Genomic DNA, 16,476 nt, shown 5'->3' with positions numbered 1-16,476 from the left:
CTGCCGTTTGCAAGGCTATATGTTAGATTGGTGCAAATTACCGCCAGATGGCACGTAACGCCAACCTTTTGGTATGGAAGATTCTGTTAGAATCGGCAATTATTTTTTAATTAGATCAGCGCTAATACTGCTTCACAACAAGGAATGCAAATGAAGAAATTGCTCCCCATCCTTATCGGCCTGAGCCTGACGGGCTTCAGTGCAATGAGCCAGGCGGAAAACCTGTTACAGGTCTATCAGCAGGCACGTCTGGGCAACCCTGATTTACGTAAATCAGCGGCCGATCGTGATGCTGCGTTTGAAAAGATTAACGAAGCGCGTAGCCCATTGCTGCCACAGTTAGGTTTAGGTGCAGATTATACCTACAGCAACGGTTTCCGCGACGCTAACGGCGTCAACTCCAATGCTACCAGCGCCTCACTGCAATTGACACAAACGCTGTTTGATATGTCCAAATGGCGCGCTCTGACCCTGCAGGAAAAGAGCGCAGGCATCCAGGATGTGACCTATCAGACTGACCAGCAAACGCTGATCCTGAACACCGCCACAGCCTATTTCAACGTGCTGAGCGCGATTGACTCGCTCTCCTACACCGAAGCGCAGAAACAGGCCATTTACCGCCAGTTAGATCAAACCACACAGCGTTTCAACGTAGGTCTGGTTGCGATCACTGACGTGCAGAACGCCCGTTCACAGTACGACAGCGTACTGGCCAACGAAGTGACCGCGCGTAACAACCTCGACAACGCGCTGGAATCACTGCGTCAGGTCACCGGGAATTACTACCCTGAGCTGGCGTCTCTGAACGTGGACAGCTTCAAAACGGATAAACCGCAGGCGGTCAACGCCCTGTTGAAAGAAGCGGAAAACCGTAACCTGACCTTGCTGCAGGCGCGTCTGAGCCAGGATCTGGCCCGCGAACAGATTCGTCAGGCACAGGATGGCCACCTGCCTACCCTGAGCCTCAGTGCATCTACCGGTATTTCAGATACGACCTACAGCGGCTCTAAAACCAATACGTCCCAGTATGACGACAGCAATATGGGTCAGAACAAAGTGGGTCTGAACTTCTCCCTGCCACTGTATCAGGGCGGCCAGGTCAACTCGCAGGTGAAACAGGCGCAGTACAACTTTGTTGGCGCGAGCGAGCAGCTGGAAAGTGCTCACCGCAACGTGGTGCAGACCGTACGTTCTTCTTTCAACAACGTGAACGCCTCTATCAGCAGCATCAACGCGTATAAACAAGCCGTGGTGTCTGCACAGAGCTCCCTGGATGCGATGGAAGCGGGTTACTCCGTAGGTACACGTACTATCGTTGACGTGCTGGACGCAACCACCACGCTGTACAACGCGAAACAACAGCTCTCCAGCGCACGTTACCAGTACCTGATTAACCAGTTGAACATCAAACAGGCTCTGGGTACGCTGAACGAGCAAGACCTGCAGATGCTGAACAGCGCACTGGGCAAACCGGTCTCAACGTCGCCGGACAGCGTTGCACCTGAGAACCCTGATCAGGTTGCCGCCGTAGATAACTTCAACGCTAACAGCAACGCCCCTGCTGCACAGCCTGCCGCCGCGCGTACGACCACGTCCGCCAGCAAAGGTAATAACCCGTTCCGTAACTAAGATTGTCATCAGGCCCTCTCCCACGGGGAGAGGGCGCATCTGAATCACACCCGAACGTAAGCCAACGTAAAGATCCCCCTGATTCCCCCCCTCTTCGCTTCATTTTCAACCACTCATCCTCTATCCTGAGCGTTATTACCACTGGGTCCTGGAAGACAAAGATGAAACGGACAAAATCCATAAATCACGCATCGTTCCGCAAGAGCTGGAACGCGCGTCACCTCACCCCTGTTGCGCTGGCAGTTACGGCTGTCTTTATGCTGGCTGGTTGTGAGAAAACCGATGAAACGGTTTCGCTGTATCAAAATGCGGAAGACTGCTCAACGGCAACCGGTAACGCCGCTGAATGTAAGACTGCTTATAACAACGCCCTGAAAGAAGCAGAACGTACCGCACCGAAATATGCTTCACGCGCAGACTGTGTGGCTGAGTTCGGTGAAGGTCAGTGCCAGCAGACGCCTGCTCAGGCGGGCACTGCGCCAGAAAATCAGGCACAGGCGCAGTCCAGCGGCAGTTTCTGGATGCCGCTGATGGCAGGTTATATGATGGGCCGTCTGATGGGTGGCGGTGCGGGTTATCAGCAGCAACCGCTGTTTAGCTCGAAAAACCCGGCCAGCCCGGCTTATGGTCAATACACCGACGCCAGCGGCAAAGGCTACGGCGCAGCAACCCCAGGCCGCACTGTGACCGTCCCGAAAACGGCGATGGCGCCGAAGCCTGCGACCACCAGTACCATCACCCGTGGCGGGTTTGGTGAATCCGTAGCGAAGCAGACCAGCATGCAGCGTAGCGCGACAGGCTCCTCTACTCGCTCAATGGGCGGCTGATCATGGAGCGAGTCAGTATCACCGAGCGCCCGGACTGGCGCGAAAAAGCCACCGAATACGGTTTTAACTTCCACACCATGTACGGCGAGCCGTACTGGTGTGAAGATGCCTATTACAAACTCACGCTCGCCCAGGTTGAGAAACTGGAAGAAGTGACGGCCGAGCTGCACCAGATGTGCCTCAAGGTGGTGGATAAAGTCATCGACAGCGACGAGCTGATGGCAAAATTCCGCATTCCAAAGCACACCTGGAGCTTTGTCCGTCAGTCGTGGAAAACGAATCAGCCTTCGCTTTACTCTCGCCTTGACCTGGCATGGGACGGCGTGGGTGAACCTAAGCTTCTTGAAAATAACGCCGACACGCCCACTTCTTTATACGAAGCGGCGTTCTTCCAGTGGATCTGGCTGGAAGACCAGGCCAATGCCGGAAACCTGCCGGAAGGCAGCGATCAGTTCAACAGCCTGCAGGAAAAGCTGATAGAGCGTTTTGCCGAGCTGCGCGAACAATTTGGCTTCAACCTGCTGCACCTCGCCTGTTGCCGCGACACGGAAGAAGATCGCGGGACGGTTCAGTATCTGCAGGACTGCGCCGCCGAAGCGGAAGTGGCAACCGAATTCCTCTATATCGAAGATATCGGCCTGGGTGAGAAAGGTCAGTTTACCGACCTGCAGGATCAGGTGATCAGCAACCTGTTCAAGCTCTACCCGTGGGAATATATGCTGCGCGAAATGTTCTCCACCAAGCTGGAAGATGCAGGCGTACGCTGGCTGGAACCCGCATGGAAGAGCATTATCTCCAACAAAGCCCTGCTGCCGTTGCTGTGGGAAATGTTCCCGAACCATCCTAACCTGCTGCCTGCGTATTTTGCGGAAGATGATTATCCGCAAATGGAGAAATACGTCGTGAAGCCAATCTTCTCCCGTGAAGGGGCGAACGTGTCGATTATCGAAAACGGCAAAACGCTGGAAGCGGTTGAAGGGCCTTACGGCGAAGAAGGGATGATCGTCCAGGAATTTTATCAACTGCCGAAATTTGGCGACAGCTACACGCTGATTGGCAGCTGGCTCATCAACGATCAGCCTGCCGGGATTGGCATCCGCGAAGATCGCGCCCTGATCACGCAGGATCTGTCACGATTCTATCCGCATATTTTTGTTGAATAGACCGCGGCCTGATGCCCTCACCCAGCCCCTCTCCCACAGGGAGAGGGTGCAAACACTAAAAACGGCAACCTGAGGTTGCCGTTTTGCTTTTATTACCCCACCTGCACCGAAAGCATACTCAGGCTCCCCATCTCAATACCGTCGACCGGGATCGTAACCGGCTCCTGACCATCCCACGCACCAAGAACGTACAATAGCGGCAGGAAGTGTTCCGGCGTCGGGTTAGAGAGCGAACCGCCTTCGTGATCCAGATAGTTCACTAACGGATGCTCCTCAGCCGGGCCTTGCCAGGTCAGATTCGCTTTGACGTAATCATTAAAAGAGGTCGCCCACGGATAGGGCGTGTTCTCGCCGTGCCAGCGTGCCGTACGCAGGTTGTGAACCACGTTACCGCTTGCCACCAGCATGATGCCTTCATCACGCAGGGATGCAAGCTTACGACCCATCTCCAGATGCCAGACGGCCGGTTTGGTGCTGTCGATGCTCAACTGCACCATCGGGATATCTGCATCAGGATACATTTTAATCAGTACACCCCAGGAGCCATGGTCAAAACCCCAGGCTTCTTTATCCAGCGCCACCGGAACAGGCGCCAGCAGTTCCACCAGCCTTTGTGCCAGCTCAGGCGAGCCGGGGGCCGGATAGTGCGTGTCATACAGCGCCTGCGGGAAGCCGCCAAAATCATGAATGGTCTTAGGCGCTTCCATGGCGGTCACGCCCGTGCCCCGGGTGAACCAGTGCGCGGATACCACCACAATCGCTTTTGGACGCGGCAGCGTCTCGCCCAGGCTACGCCATGCGCGGGTATAGACGTTGTCTTCCAGAACGTTCATTGGGCTGCCGTGGCCTAAAAACAGGGCTGGCATACGGGAAGAAGTCATGATGATATCCTTACAGAAGGTGTCAATTTAATGGTGCTACATTACGCGCAATCCGGCAAAGATGAACGCTGATAAGCGTGAAGATCATCATCAGGAAATTTGAATGTAAGGAATATGTAAAGCAGAGCCACTCTGCTCGCTTTGCTGACAAATAATCATTTATATTAATGAGAATCATTATCAAAAGGAGTAATGAATGTCAGTACCTTTGATCCTGACGATACTTGCGGGCGCTGCGACCTTCATCGGTGCGATCCTCGGTGTTCTTGGTCAGAAACCCTCTAATCGCGTATTGGCCTTCTCACTGGGCTTTGCAGCCGGGATCATGCTACTCATCTCCCTGATGGAGATGCTGCCTGCCGCGTTGGGAACAGAAGGTATGTCTCCGCTGCTGGGCTACGGCATGTTTGTCGTTGGCCTGCTGGGATATTTCGCGCTCGATCGCATGTTGCCCCACGCGCACCCTCAGGACTTAATGCAAAAAAACGTAGCGCCCGCGCCGCGTAACATTAAGCGCACCGCCATTTTGCTGACGCTCGGCATAAGCCTGCACAACTTCCCGGAAGGCGTGGCGACGTATGTCACCGCCAGCAGTAACCTGGAAATGGGCCTCGGCATCGCCCTGGCGGTGGCGTTGCACAATATTCCTGAAGGACTCGCGGTGGCCGGTCCGGTCTATGCCGCCACGAGCTCAAAGCGCACGGCAATCTTCTGGGCCGGGATATCCGGCATGGCGGAAATTCTTGGCGGCGTGCTGGCCTGGCTCATCCTCGGTAGCCTGGTTTCGCCGGTAGTCATGGCTGCCATTATGGCCGCGGTTGCGGGGATTATGGTTGCGCTGTCGGTTGACGAGCTGATGCCGCTGGCAAAAGAGATCGATCCAAACAACAACCCAAGCTATGGCGTCCTGTGCGGAATGTCGGTGATGGGGTTAAGTCTGGTCTTACTTCAGGCCGCAGGCATTGGCTGACGTGACGGGCGCCTCCTGAAACGGAGGTGCCTATTATTTGTTAAAGAAATAACTTTTTACGGAATATATGTCCTGCATCCTTCCTTATAAAAAAATCAAGTTTTTTATTGAACATTATTGTGCGTAATAACACTAAACAATGCATCCGGCATTATAATTTACACTTCTTGAAATTCATCCACTTACAATAACCCGTATTTATATTTTAATTAGATCTACAATGATTTTTAAGCTTGGTTAATCGCATTGCCCCGTCGGAGATCGGTATACTTCCCTGGCAATATTCTGATTAATATTCAGGATATGAATTCAACTGAAAAAGGATATTTTCATGTTTACAGGAAAAAAAGCAATTTTAGCCGTGGCAATGGCCACGCTTATTTCTGGGTCGGCGTTTGCTGCAGAACAAGGTTCCGGTAAGATCAAATTCAAAGGTGTGGTGATTGATGCACCATGCAATATTGCACCAGACAGCGTTGATAAAGAAGTCGATTTGGGTGAAATTACGACCGCCGTTATTAATGCCAATAAAAAATCGTCACCCGTGGCGGTAGATATCAACCTGGAAAACTGCCAACTGGACGATCCAGGCGATGAAACCGATACCCCAATCACCAAAGTTGACGTCACGTTCACCAGCTCCGCCACGGATACAACGGATACCAGTCTGATGACCAACACGTATGCCAACGGCGCGCAGAACGTGGGCGTCCGCCTGCTGGATAATGCGGAAGCGAACATCACCCTGGGTAGCGCCAGTGAAGTTACCCTGCTGGCAGGCTCCGCCACCCAGACGCTGCACTTTAAGGCGCAGATGGAAGTACTGAGCGGCAAAACGGCAACGCCGGGTCAGGTTGAAGCCACCGCAAACTATGTGCTGGCGTATAAATAATTCAAATTTACCTCGTTATCTACCGACTGGCTCGTTATGCCAGTCGGCATTTTATATTTACTTTGGGCAACAGGATGATGAAACATAAATCAACATGCATAATCATCATTACCGCCCTGTTAATGACGAAAGTCGCCTCTGGTACCGAATTTAATATTAATGCCATCGATAAAGATCAGCGCAACAGCGTCGACTTAACACAGTTTAAAGATCGCGCCTCCGTCGTCCCCGGACGTTATTTTGTTACGGTTTCGATTAATGACATCCCCTTAGCAAACGGCTGGCAGTTAATGTGGAAAAAAGTGAATGATGCAGTCCAGGTCTGTATTCCCGCCGAGCTGGCCGACACGTTCGGCCTGCAGGATAAAATACGGGAATCGCTAACTGAAAAAGAAGGCTGTATAGACTTCGCCCCGCTGCCGGACGTTCATTTTACCTTTGAACAAGTAAGCCAGACGCTAAACGTGTCCATTCCCCAGGCGTGGTTGCAGTACCGTTCTGCCGACTGGATGCCCCCGTCAACCTGGGATAACGGCGTGGCGGGCGTCCTGCTGGACTACAATTTTTTTGCCAGCCACTACCAGCCCAACAGCGGCAGCAGTTCAGATAATGCCAACACTTACGGCACGGCGGGCGCGAACGTCGGCGCCTGGCGGCTGCGCAGCGATTATCAATACAACCAGACGCACGCGGACGGCGGTTCAGAGCACAACGGGCGCTTCTCGCGCGTTTATATGTTCCGCCCCCTGCCCACCATGGGCGCAAAGCTGACGCTCGGCGAAACGGATTTCCAGTCGTCGATCTTCAACGCCTTCACCTACACCGGCGCGTCGCTTATCAGCGATGAGCGCATGCTGCCGTGGTCACTGCGCGGCTATGCGCCACAAATCTCCGGGATTGCCCAAACCAACGCGACGGTCACCGTAAGCCTCGCCGACAGGGTCATCTATCAAACAAAAGTCCCGCCGGGCCCGTTCATCATTCAGGATCTCAACCAGTCGGTGCAGGGCACGCTCGACGTGAAGGTAACGGAAGAGGATGGCCGGGTGAGTACGTTCCAGGTCTCTGCCGAATCCGTTCCCTTCCTGACGCGTCAGGGCCAGGTTCGCTACAAGCTGGCAGCAGGCAAGCCGCGAAAGGACGCATCGCATGACGTTGAGGACAGCACCTTCATGAGCGGCGAGTTTTCCTGGGGCATGCTGTCGCAAACCTCACTCTATGGCGGAACGCTGGCCGATGGTGACCACTACCGCGCCCTGGCCGCCGGGCTGGGACAAAACATGGCGTATCTGGGGGCGCTCTCGTTTGATATCACCCGGGCCACCAGCCAGCTGCCGGGTGAGGATCCGCAGACGGGCTACAGCTACCGTTTTAACTACAGTAAACGATTCGACACCACCGGTAGCCAGCTTACGCTGGCGAGCTACCGATACTCGGACCGTCAGTTCCTGAGCTATGCGCGCTATCTGGATGACGACTACAGCGACAGCCAGACGGAAAAACAGACTCTCAGCGTCACCGCCAGTCAGTACATATCGGCCCTCTCGCTAAACCTTTATCTAAGCATGCTGCGCCAAACATGGTGGGACGACTCGCCTTCCACGACCGGCAGCGTTACCGCAGGCTATAACTTCGACCTTGGCCGCTGGAAAAACCTTGGCCTGACCCTGTCGTTGAGCAGAACCCATTACGAAGATGATGAAAAGGACGACAACCAGTTTTATCTCTCGCTGAGCGTGCCGCTCGATCCTGACCATCGCCTGAACTACGATCTTCGCAACGGCGACAGCCTGAGCCAGAGCGTCTCCTGGTACGATACCTCTGACCGGAACAATACCTGGGGCGTCTCTGCAGGCACCGAGAGCGAAAAAGCCGATGCGGGCGCACAGTTCAGCGGAAACTATCAGCACTATTCTTCGCTGGGGGATCTCAACGTCTCGGGCAGCTATAAGGCGAATGAGTACAACTCAATGAGCGCCAGCTGGAACGGATCGTTTACCGGGACGGCGAAAGGGTTTGCCCTGCACCGTCGCAGCTACGGCAATGAGCCACGCGTCATGGTCAGCACCGACGGCGTGGGCCATATCCCGCTGAACGTATCGCATGACGAAACCAACGCGTCGGGTATCGGTGTTCTGCCGTCGTTTTCCAGCTATACCCCGGCCAGCGTGCGGGTCAACATGAACAATTTGCCTGACGGCGTTGACGTTGATACGCGGGTGGTCACTTCCACCTGGACAGAAGGCACCATCGGCTATCGTCAAATCGCGACCCGAGCCGGTAACGATATTGCCGGCATTTTGCGAACGCCTTCCGGGACACCGCCGCTCGGCGCCCTGGTCCGCCTGCAGGATAACGGCCAGCAGGTAGGTATGGTCGCCGAGGAGGGTCGCGTCTGGCTGGGCGCCGTCCAGCCTGAGCAACAGTTCCTGGTCACGTGGGGAGACAACCATCAGTGTCGCTTCTCGTTACCTTCTCACCTTGAAAACAGTATGCAGCTCATGCTGCCTTGCCAGTAAGAAACCATGATGAAACTCACCCCACTCAAGGCCCTGAGCCTGATGTTGCTCGGCACCGCATTGAACGTGCATGCCGCCATTAACCTGGACCGTACGCGGATCGTTTTTCCCGAAGGGGACAAGGCAAGCAGCCTGAAAGTCGATAACCAGAGCAAAACCTTACCCTACCTGGCGCTTTCCTGGATTGAAGACGAAAACGGGCGCAAAGAGGACAGCCACTTCATGGCGCTGCCGCCCATTCAGCGCATTGAAGCGGGCGCGTCATCGCAGGTCAGAATTGTGAAGCAGGCGGTGGTTGGGCAGTTGCCGAAGGACAGAGAGTCGCTGTTTTACTTCAACCTGCGCGAAGTTCCGCCCACAAGCAGCGCCAGCGAGGCGCGCAGCGTTATGCAGGTGGCCATGCAGAGCCGCATTAAGCTGTTCTGGCGGCCAAAAGCCATCACCAAAAAGCCGGGTGATCAAAGCGAAATGCGCATGGAAATTACCGCCACCGCAACGGGGCTCAGCGTGCACAACCCCACACCCTATTACATCACCCTCGCGTGGCTGAGTAAAAATGCGAAAACCCAGTTGCCGGGCTTCGACAGCCTGATGATTGCTCCGTTTACCACAGCGTCCACCTCTACCGGCGACTACCACGGGAGCTACTACAGTGTGGGTTACATTGATGATTACGGCGCGCTGAAAAAAGTGGACGTTACCTGTGCGGGTAAGGCTCAATGCCAGCTCAGCGAGCGGAAGGGTCAAAACAATGCGCAAGCTCGCTAATTTTTTGTTTTTGCTGCTACTCGCCCTTCTGCCATTCAGGGAGGCGCTGGCGCTTGATTGTTATCTCGGCGTTTCCGGCGGGCCTGTGGAGGAGACAAAAACAATCTCGCCTTTTGCCATTCCCAGCAACGCGCAGGTGGGGGAGAAAATATGGGAATCTGACGATATCAAAGTTCCTGTGACCTGCGACCACAATGCCACCAGTAATTTTGAAAAAGAGGACATCTATGCCTGGGTTAACCCCTACCCGTCGGCGTCCGATCCCTACTACGATCTCGGCGTAACTTATGAAGGGATCGACTACGATGCGACAGGACAACCCAACGGGGTCGATACGTCCCAGTGCCTTGATAACAAACAGATCACTATCTATACACCTGCCCAAATCCAGCAAATGGGCTGGGAGAACCGCATCTGCTCCGGCAATGCAAACGACATTCACACCTCACGCACGTTCATCGTGCGCTTTCGTCTTTACGTCAGAATCAAGGTCATGCCGCCGCACGGCTACGTCAGCACGCTCGGGGACTATATCGTGGTGCAGTTCGACGGCAAGGGCGGCGTCAACCAGATGTCCGACGCGAAAAACCTTAAGTATCATATTAATGGCCTGAACAATATCACCGTGCTGGACTGCGGGGCGACCTTCAGCATCTATCCGGAAAATCAGGAGATTGATTTTGGTACGTTCAGCGCCCGCGACATGATGAATCAGGGAAAGCGAACGCGCACGTTCTCGGTCAGAACGACCAAGATACAGGACGCCGAGTGTTCCGATGGATTCAAAATGGATTCGTCGTTCTATACGAACGAGACGCTGAGCGATGAAGATACCGCCCTGCTCATCGGTAACGGCCTGAAATTACGCATCCTGAACGGAACGCAGCCCTACACCTTTAACCGATACGAAGAGTATGCAGATTTTACCGGCAGTACGTTGCAGTACGAACAGACCTATACCGCTGAGCTGACGCCGGTGCCGGGAAAAGCGATCCAGTCCGGACCATTCGAAACCGTAGTGCTGTTTAAAATTAACTACCACTAAACATAAAAAAGCCGGGTTTCCCCGGCTTTTTCACTTCAGCGGTTTCAGCTGGCTTTGCGCTCGTGCGCCTGGCGGTACTCGACCAGATCTTCAATCGTGACCACTGGCATATTGTGCAGACGGGCAAAGGTGATGCACTCCGGCGCGCGCGCCATAGTGCCGTCATCGTTGGTCAGTTCACACAGCACGCCCGCAGGTTTGAAGCCCGCCAGCGTCACCAGATCGATGGTCGCTTCGGTGTGGCCACCGCGGGTCAGGACGCCGCCGGCCTGCGCGCGCAGAGGGAAGACGTGGCCTGGACGATGCAGATCGGAGGGCTTCGCATCATCAGCAATCGCGGCACGTACGGTGGTCAGACGGTCAGCCGCAGACACACCGGTGGTCACGCCATGCGCCGCTTCAATGGTCACGGTAAAACCGGTACCAAAGGCGCTGGTGTTGTTCTCAACCATCATTGGCAGTTCGAGCTGCTTACGACGATCTTCGGTAATACACAGGCATACGATGCCGCTACCATGACGGATGGTCAGCGCCATCTGTTCAACGGTCATGTTTTCGGCGGCGAAAATCATGTCGCCTTCGTTTTCACGGTTTTCATCGTCAAGCACCATCACACCGCGGCCTTCGCGCAGTGCATCCAGTGCATGTTCAACACGTTGAGTTGAAGTGCCAAAAGAGGAAAGTAGCGTCTGATTCATGGTAAAAAAACCTCATTAACATTATGGTTACCAGAATCAGGGCAGTCTTAGGAGCGCCATATAAGCGGCAAAAAAATAACGTGAGCGGGCCATGCCCGACTGGATCGTTACTCTCTCCCATCCGGACTCTAACCGTCGGCCCCGGAATTACACCGGATCTGCTGACCTTTGAGTGTTCACCCAAAGCGCTCGCGGGCTTTCAGCGTGAAGCTGATTTACCGCCGGTGGGGAATTTCGCCCCGCCCTGAGAATAAGCGAGATAACTATAACGCTATTGATTACCCTGGGCAATGCATAAGCATCAAACAATTTTGTTTAACCCGCGGCATGACGCGCTACAATAGGCACTGACACCTTTTCATCAAGGGAAACGACAATGATTGACCCGAAAAAAATTGAGCAAATTGCGCGTCAGGTACACGAATCCATGCCGAAAGGCATTCGTGAATTTGGTGATGACGTAGAAAAGAAAATCCGCCAGACGCTGCAGGCGCAGTTGGTTCGCCTTGATCTAGTCAGCCGCGAAGAGTTTGACGTGCAGACCCAGGTTCTGCTGCGTACCCGCGAGAAGCTGGCGTTGCTGGAACAGCGTCTGACCGAGCTGGAAAACCGCAATACGCAGGAAGAAGTGAAGCCGGCACCGGCCATTCCACCGGTGGATGAGCAGGAGTAAGAGCGGCCTGATGCACTCACCCCAACCCTCTCCCTGTGGGAGAGGGAGAAAAACGAACGGGCCAATTGGCCCGTTTTTTTACTGACTGTCTTTCTGGATCTTCTTAATGATGTTGGTGGTTGAACACCCGTCCTCAAAGTTGAGCACCATCACTTCGCCGCCGTTGGCCCAGACCTCTTCGCTGCCCGCAATTTGATCTGGCTTGTAATCGCCACCTTTCACCAGCAGGTCCGGCAGAATACCGGCAATCAGACGCTGCGGCGTGTCTTCTTCAAACGACACCACCCAGTCCACGGCTTCCAGCGCACCGAGAACGATCATACGCTGTTCCAGCGGGTTCACCGGACGCGTTTCCCCCTTCAGACGCTTCGTTGACGCATCACTGTTCACTGCCACAATCAGACGATCGCCCAGCTTGCGCGCATTCGCCAGATACGAAACATGGCCCGCGTGCAGAATGTCAAACACGCCGTTGGTCATCACCACTTTCTCACCGCGCTTACGCGCTGCGGCAACGGCGGCTTTCAGTTCGTCTTCGCTCATCACACCGAAACCGGTGTCTGCACGGCCACGCACGGCATTTTCCAGCTCAATAGGCGAAACGGTTGAAGTACCGAGTTTGCCGACGACAACACCCGCCGCTGCGTTAGCAAAGTAACAGGCTTCTTCAAGGGAATTCCCGGCTGCAAGCGTCGCCGCCAGCACGCCAATCACCGTATCGCCAGCACCGGTCACGTCATACACTTCCTGCGCCTGAGTGGGCATATGCAGGGGTGCTTTGCCTGGTTGAATCAGGGTCATCCCCTGCTCTGAACGGGTCACCAGCAGTGCAGACAGCTCGAAATCAGCAATGATCTTCATGCCGCGTTCGACAATTTCTGCTTCCGTTTTGCACTTACCCGCCACCGCTTCAAACTCAGAGAGGTTTGGCGTCAGCAGCGTTGCGCCGCGATAGCGCTCAAAATCGGTGCCTTTCGGGTCGATCAGCACCGGCACGTTGGCTTTACGCGCGAGCTGAATCATCGTCTGCACGCTCGCCAGCGCACCTTTGGCATAGTCGGACAGCACCAGCGCACCAATATTACCCAGCGCCTGATTAATACGCTCGTGCAGCGGCTCAGGGTCAACTCCCTCGAACCCTTCTTCAAAGTCGAGGCGGATTAACTGCTGGTTGCGCGACAGCACGCGCAGTTTGGTGATCGTCGGGTGGGTCGGTACAGAAACGAAGTCACACTTCACGTTCACGTCCGCCAGTGACTTACTCAGCGCACGCGCCGCGTCGTCGATGCCGGTCAAGCCCACCAGACGCGAATGCGCGCCCAGAGAGGCAATGTTCATCGCCACGTTTGCCGCGCCGCCGGGACGCTCTTCAATGGTGTCGACCTTAACCACCGGTACCGGCGCTTCCGGAGAGATGCGGCTGGTTGGCCCATACCAGTAGCGATCCAGCATCACATCCCCGACAACCATAACTCCAGCACGTTCAAACTCTGGCAGTGTTACTTTCATTCCTGACTCCAGAAAGATTCACAATTTGCGCGCGATAATATCACACTTGTTTTGTTACGCACGGTTCCACCAGCCACTTCTGCCAGCTTGCCGTCACCTGAGCGCGTTCACTGCTGAAACAGTCCAGCGCCACATGCCCCGGTTGTTCCTGCAGCGCCAGGTGGTGCAGCTCATCGCGTAGCGTGGTATAGGCGCGGGTTAACGCCTGTGCCTCCAGCTCGTCCATAATGTCGTTTTGCGCGAGCAGTTCCAGAATGCGTACATTGTCCGACCAGCGTGTCAGCTTCGGTTTATCGTGCGCGTGCAGCAGCACCAGGTACTGGGTGATAAACTCAATATCGGTAATCCCCCCCTCATCGGCTTTGATATCAAAGCGATCGCGATGTTTATTGCCCAGATGCGCGCGCATTTTCTCGCGCATTTCCCGCACTTCAGTTTGCAACGTGACACCCTCTCGCACCGTCGTCATGACATCCTTACGGATGACGTCAAACTGCGTTTTAAGCTGCGGATCGCCGTACACCACGCGGGCACGCACCAGCGCCTGATGCTCCCACGTCCAGGCTTCGTTCTTCTGGTAATCAGCAAAGGACTCCGTCGAGGTGACCAGCATGCCCGCCGCGCCGGAGGGTCGCAGACGTGCATCCACTTCGTACAAAATGCCGGATGAGGTACGGGTGCTGAACAGGTGCATAATGCGCTGGGCCAGACGCAGATAGAACTGGCGCCCGTCAATCTCACGTTCGCCGTCAGTCATCACGTCGACCGGGCAATCGTGCAGGAAGATTAAATCCAGATCGGAGCTATAGCCCAGCTCCCAGCCGCCGAGCTTGCCGTACCCCACCACCGCAAAACCACGACCCTCACGGTCGGCCAGGTGTTTCGGCTGGCCGTAGCGAGCCACCATCTGCACCCAGGCCTGATGCACGACCGCGTCGATGATCGCTTCCGCAAGCCAGGTTAAGTGATCGCTCACTTTCATCATCGGCAGCGTTCCGGCGATATCTGCCGCTGCCACGCGCAGCATCTGTGCCTGCTTAAACTGACGCAACGCCTCCAGCTGCTGCTCTTCGTCCTCTTCCGGCACCCGCAGCAGATACTGGCGCAGCTCGTCCCGGTAGGCGTCCGTCGCCGTCGGTTGGTAGAGCGTATTCGGGTCGAGCAGTTCGTCGAGCAACAGCGGATAACGCGCCAGCTTGTTGGCTACCATTGGCGACGCAGCGCAGAGCGTAATCAGATGTTTAAGCGCCCCTGGAAACTCACTCAATAGTTCAAGGTACGTGGTACGCGTGATAATCCCACTCAGCAGCGGCATCATGCGTGACAACGGCACCGGCGCATCCGCGCGGGAGCAAACCTCGCTCAGCAGATGCGGCATCAAATGATCAAGTACCTGCCGACCACGTGGCCCAATCGCACGTTTATTCAGTTCAAGACGGAAATCAGCAATCAGTGCCACCACACGATGGCGGGCGTCGTCACTCAGGTGTGCCAGCACTGGTGTAGTGTCATCTTCCTGAAGCGCATCCTGCCACAGCTCGCGCCAGTGCTCGGAAAGCGCATCGTCCTGCGATTCACTTTCGTCATCGCCAATCAGGTCGTTAAAGATACGGCGTACGCCTGCCATATGCGCATCCAGCCGTTCGGTCAGCATTGACCAGTCATCTGCGCGCATCCCCCAGGCAAGACGCGCCCGGTTCAGATCATCCGCTGGCAGGGTCTGGGTCTGTTCGTCGTTGATACTTTGCAGCAGGTTCTCCAGACGACGCAGGAACAGATAGGCCTCGCGCAGGGTTTGCGCGTCACCGTCCGGCAGCAGGTGAAGCTGCTCGATGGCGCTCAGCGTTGGCAGCAACGAACGTGATTGCAGGGACGGCTCACGCCCGCCGCGAATAAGCTGGAAGACCTGGACGACAAATTCGATTTCGCGGATACCGCCTGCACCGAGCTTAATATTGTCTTTCAGCCCACGGCGGCGCACTTCTCGGGCAATCATCCCTTTCATGTTTCTCAGGGACTGGATCACGCTGAAGTCAATGTAACGGCGGAACACGAACGGGCGCAGCATGGCGCGCAATTCGTTGGCGTAGGCATCGTCGCTGTCGCCCATGATCCGCGCTTTAACCATGGCGTAGCGTTCCCAGTCGCGCCCCTGCTCCTGGTAATAATCTTCCAGTGCGGCAAAGCTCAACACAAGCGGGCCGCTGTCGCCAAAGGGACGCAGACGCATGTCCACGCGGTAGACGAAACCATCCTGCGTCGGCTGATCCAGGGCCTTAATCAGACGCTGGCCGAGTCGGGTAAAGAACTGGGCGTTATCCAGCTCACGGCGCCCGCCGCGCGTAGAGCCGTTCTCCGGCCAGGCAAAAATCAGATCGATATCGGAGGAGAAGTTAAGCTCGCAACCGCCCAGCTTACCCATCCCCAGAATCAACAGTGGCTGAGGAACCCCTTCCTCGCTGCACGGTGTTCCCCACTCTTTACAGCAGGCGGCGTAGAGCCAGTCTCGCGCAGCAACAATCAACGTCTGTGCCAGCTCACTTAGCTGCTGTAACGTGCTCTCTTCGCTGACCAGCGCCAGAGATTGCGCCCAGGCAATACGCACCATTACCCGGCGACGGAACTGGCGCAGGACGCGCATCAGCGTTGCTTCATCCGCAACTTCAGCAAGCGCGGTTTGCAACCAGTCAGCATAATGCCGCCACTCTTCTGCCTGTGGCGGTGACTTTTCAAGCTCCACCAGCCAGTCCGGGTTGGCGGTGATACTTTCCTGCACAAAATCACTGAAAGTGAGCACGCTCTTCGCCTGCTCGCTTAATGATGACGCCGGTAATAACTCAGGCAGACGTTCGCAAACGGTCTGCCACTGCTGCTGTAACTGCGAAGAAAGCGGCATGATTGG

The 16,476-nt window shown here is 55.4% G+C and carries 13 protein-coding genes and 1 riboswitch; of the genes, 9 read left to right on the top strand and 4 right to left on the bottom strand.

Going from position 1 to position 16,476, the window contains the following annotated elements:
• Window positions 1-150: 150 nt before the first annotated feature.
• The 3 genes from tolC to JGF26_RS09530 all read left to right on the top strand — a co-directional run bounded on the left by tolC (window position 151) and on the right by JGF26_RS09530 (window position 3,619).
• Complete coding sequence (tolC, locus tag JGF26_RS09540; RefSeq protein WP_134707978.1) at window positions 151-1,629, top strand: outer membrane channel protein TolC; 1,479 nt, start codon at window positions 151-153, stop codon at window positions 1,627-1,629.
• 161 nt (window positions 1,630-1,790) lie between these two features.
• Entirely contained in the window at window positions 1,791-2,456 is a 666-nt protein-coding gene (locus JGF26_RS09535) for a DUF1190 family protein (protein WP_028017154.1), read from the top strand.
• 2 nt (window positions 2,457-2,458) lie between these two features.
• Window positions 2,459-3,619 carry a glutathionylspermidine synthase family protein gene (locus JGF26_RS09530; protein WP_049005062.1) on the top strand — a complete coding sequence of 387 codons (1,161 nt, stop codon included), beginning with the start codon at window positions 2,459-2,461 and terminating at the stop codon, window positions 3,617-3,619.
• A gap of 92 nt (window positions 3,620-3,711) precedes the next feature.
• Here JGF26_RS09530 and ygiD read toward each other — a convergent pair whose 3' ends face one another.
• On the bottom strand, window positions 3,712-4,500 hold the full coding sequence (gene ygiD / locus JGF26_RS09525; RefSeq protein ID WP_134707979.1) for a 4,5-DOPA dioxygenase extradiol: 789 nt from the start codon (window positions 4,498-4,500) through the stop codon (window positions 3,712-3,714).
• Window positions 4,501-4,696: 196 nt separating this feature from the next.
• On the opposite strand from ygiD, the gene zupT reads away from it, so the two are divergent.
• From zupT to JGF26_RS09500, 5 genes are all read left to right on the top strand, one after another.
• Window positions 4,697-5,470 (top strand): zinc transporter ZupT, encoded by a 774-nt coding sequence (gene zupT, locus JGF26_RS09520; RefSeq protein WP_028017151.1) that lies wholly within the window; start codon window positions 4,697-4,699, stop codon window positions 5,468-5,470.
• A 331-nt stretch (window positions 5,471-5,801) separates the two neighbouring features.
• Window positions 5,802-6,362: a fimbrial protein gene (locus tag JGF26_RS09515; protein ID WP_028017150.1), complete on the top strand. Its 561-nt coding sequence runs from the start codon at window positions 5,802-5,804 to the stop codon at window positions 6,360-6,362.
• Between the two features lie 74 nt (window positions 6,363-6,436).
• The gene (locus tag JGF26_RS09510) at window positions 6,437-8,881 is read left to right on the top strand and encodes a fimbria/pilus outer membrane usher protein (RefSeq protein ID WP_134707980.1); all 2,445 of its coding nucleotides are present in this window, start codon (window positions 6,437-6,439) and stop codon (window positions 8,879-8,881) included.
• Window positions 8,882-8,890: 9 nt separating this feature from the next.
• Complete coding sequence (locus JGF26_RS09505) at window positions 8,891-9,649, top strand: molecular chaperone (RefSeq protein ID WP_134708036.1); 759 nt, start codon at window positions 8,891-8,893, stop codon at window positions 9,647-9,649.
• On the top strand, window positions 9,633-10,694 hold the full coding sequence (locus JGF26_RS09500) for a type 1 fimbrial protein (protein WP_028017148.1): 1,062 nt from the start codon (window positions 9,633-9,635) through the stop codon (window positions 10,692-10,694). The genes JGF26_RS09505 and JGF26_RS09500 overlap by 17 nt, the downstream gene beginning before the upstream one ends.
• A 44-nt stretch (window positions 10,695-10,738) precedes the next feature.
• On the opposite strand, the gene ribB is transcribed toward JGF26_RS09500, so the two are convergent.
• Window positions 10,739-11,392, bottom strand: coding sequence for a 3,4-dihydroxy-2-butanone-4-phosphate synthase (gene ribB, locus JGF26_RS09495; protein ID WP_028017147.1), 654 nt, complete (start codon window positions 11,390-11,392; stop codon window positions 10,739-10,741).
• Window positions 11,393-11,497: 105 nt separating this feature from the next.
• A riboswitch (FMN riboswitch) is annotated at window positions 11,498-11,648 on the bottom strand.
• A 120-nt stretch (window positions 11,649-11,768) separates the two neighbouring features.
• On the opposite strand from ribB, the gene ubiK reads away from it, so the two are divergent.
• Entirely contained in the window at window positions 11,769-12,065 is a 297-nt protein-coding gene (ubiK, locus tag JGF26_RS09490; protein WP_049005067.1) for a ubiquinone biosynthesis accessory factor UbiK, read from the top strand.
• Window positions 12,066-12,143: 78 nt separating this feature from the next.
• Here the strand turns inward: ubiK and hldE are convergent, their stop codons facing one another.
• Together hldE and glnE are read right to left on the bottom strand one after the other, a co-directional pair.
• Window positions 12,144-13,574, bottom strand: coding sequence for a bifunctional D-glycero-beta-D-manno-heptose-7-phosphate kinase/D-glycero-beta-D-manno-heptose 1-phosphate adenylyltransferase HldE (gene hldE / locus JGF26_RS09485; RefSeq protein ID WP_028017145.1), 1,431 nt, complete (start codon window positions 13,572-13,574; stop codon window positions 12,144-12,146).
• 40 nt (window positions 13,575-13,614) lie between these two features.
• Window positions 13,615-16,470, bottom strand: a complete 2,856-nt coding sequence (glnE, locus tag JGF26_RS09480) for a bifunctional [glutamate--ammonia ligase]-adenylyl-L-tyrosine phosphorylase/[glutamate--ammonia-ligase] adenylyltransferase (RefSeq protein ID WP_134707981.1) — start codon at window positions 16,468-16,470, stop codon at window positions 13,615-13,617.
• Window positions 16,471-16,476 lie beyond the last annotated feature (6 nt).

The sequence above is a fragment of the Enterobacter sp. E1 genome, assembly GCF_016809815.1.
GTDB classification, from domain to species: Bacteria; Pseudomonadota; Gammaproteobacteria; order Enterobacterales; family Enterobacteriaceae; genus Enterobacter; species Enterobacter adelaidei.
Note: the sequence above shows the minus strand (reverse complement) of the source record. Positions and strands in the feature narration are given on the sequence as shown.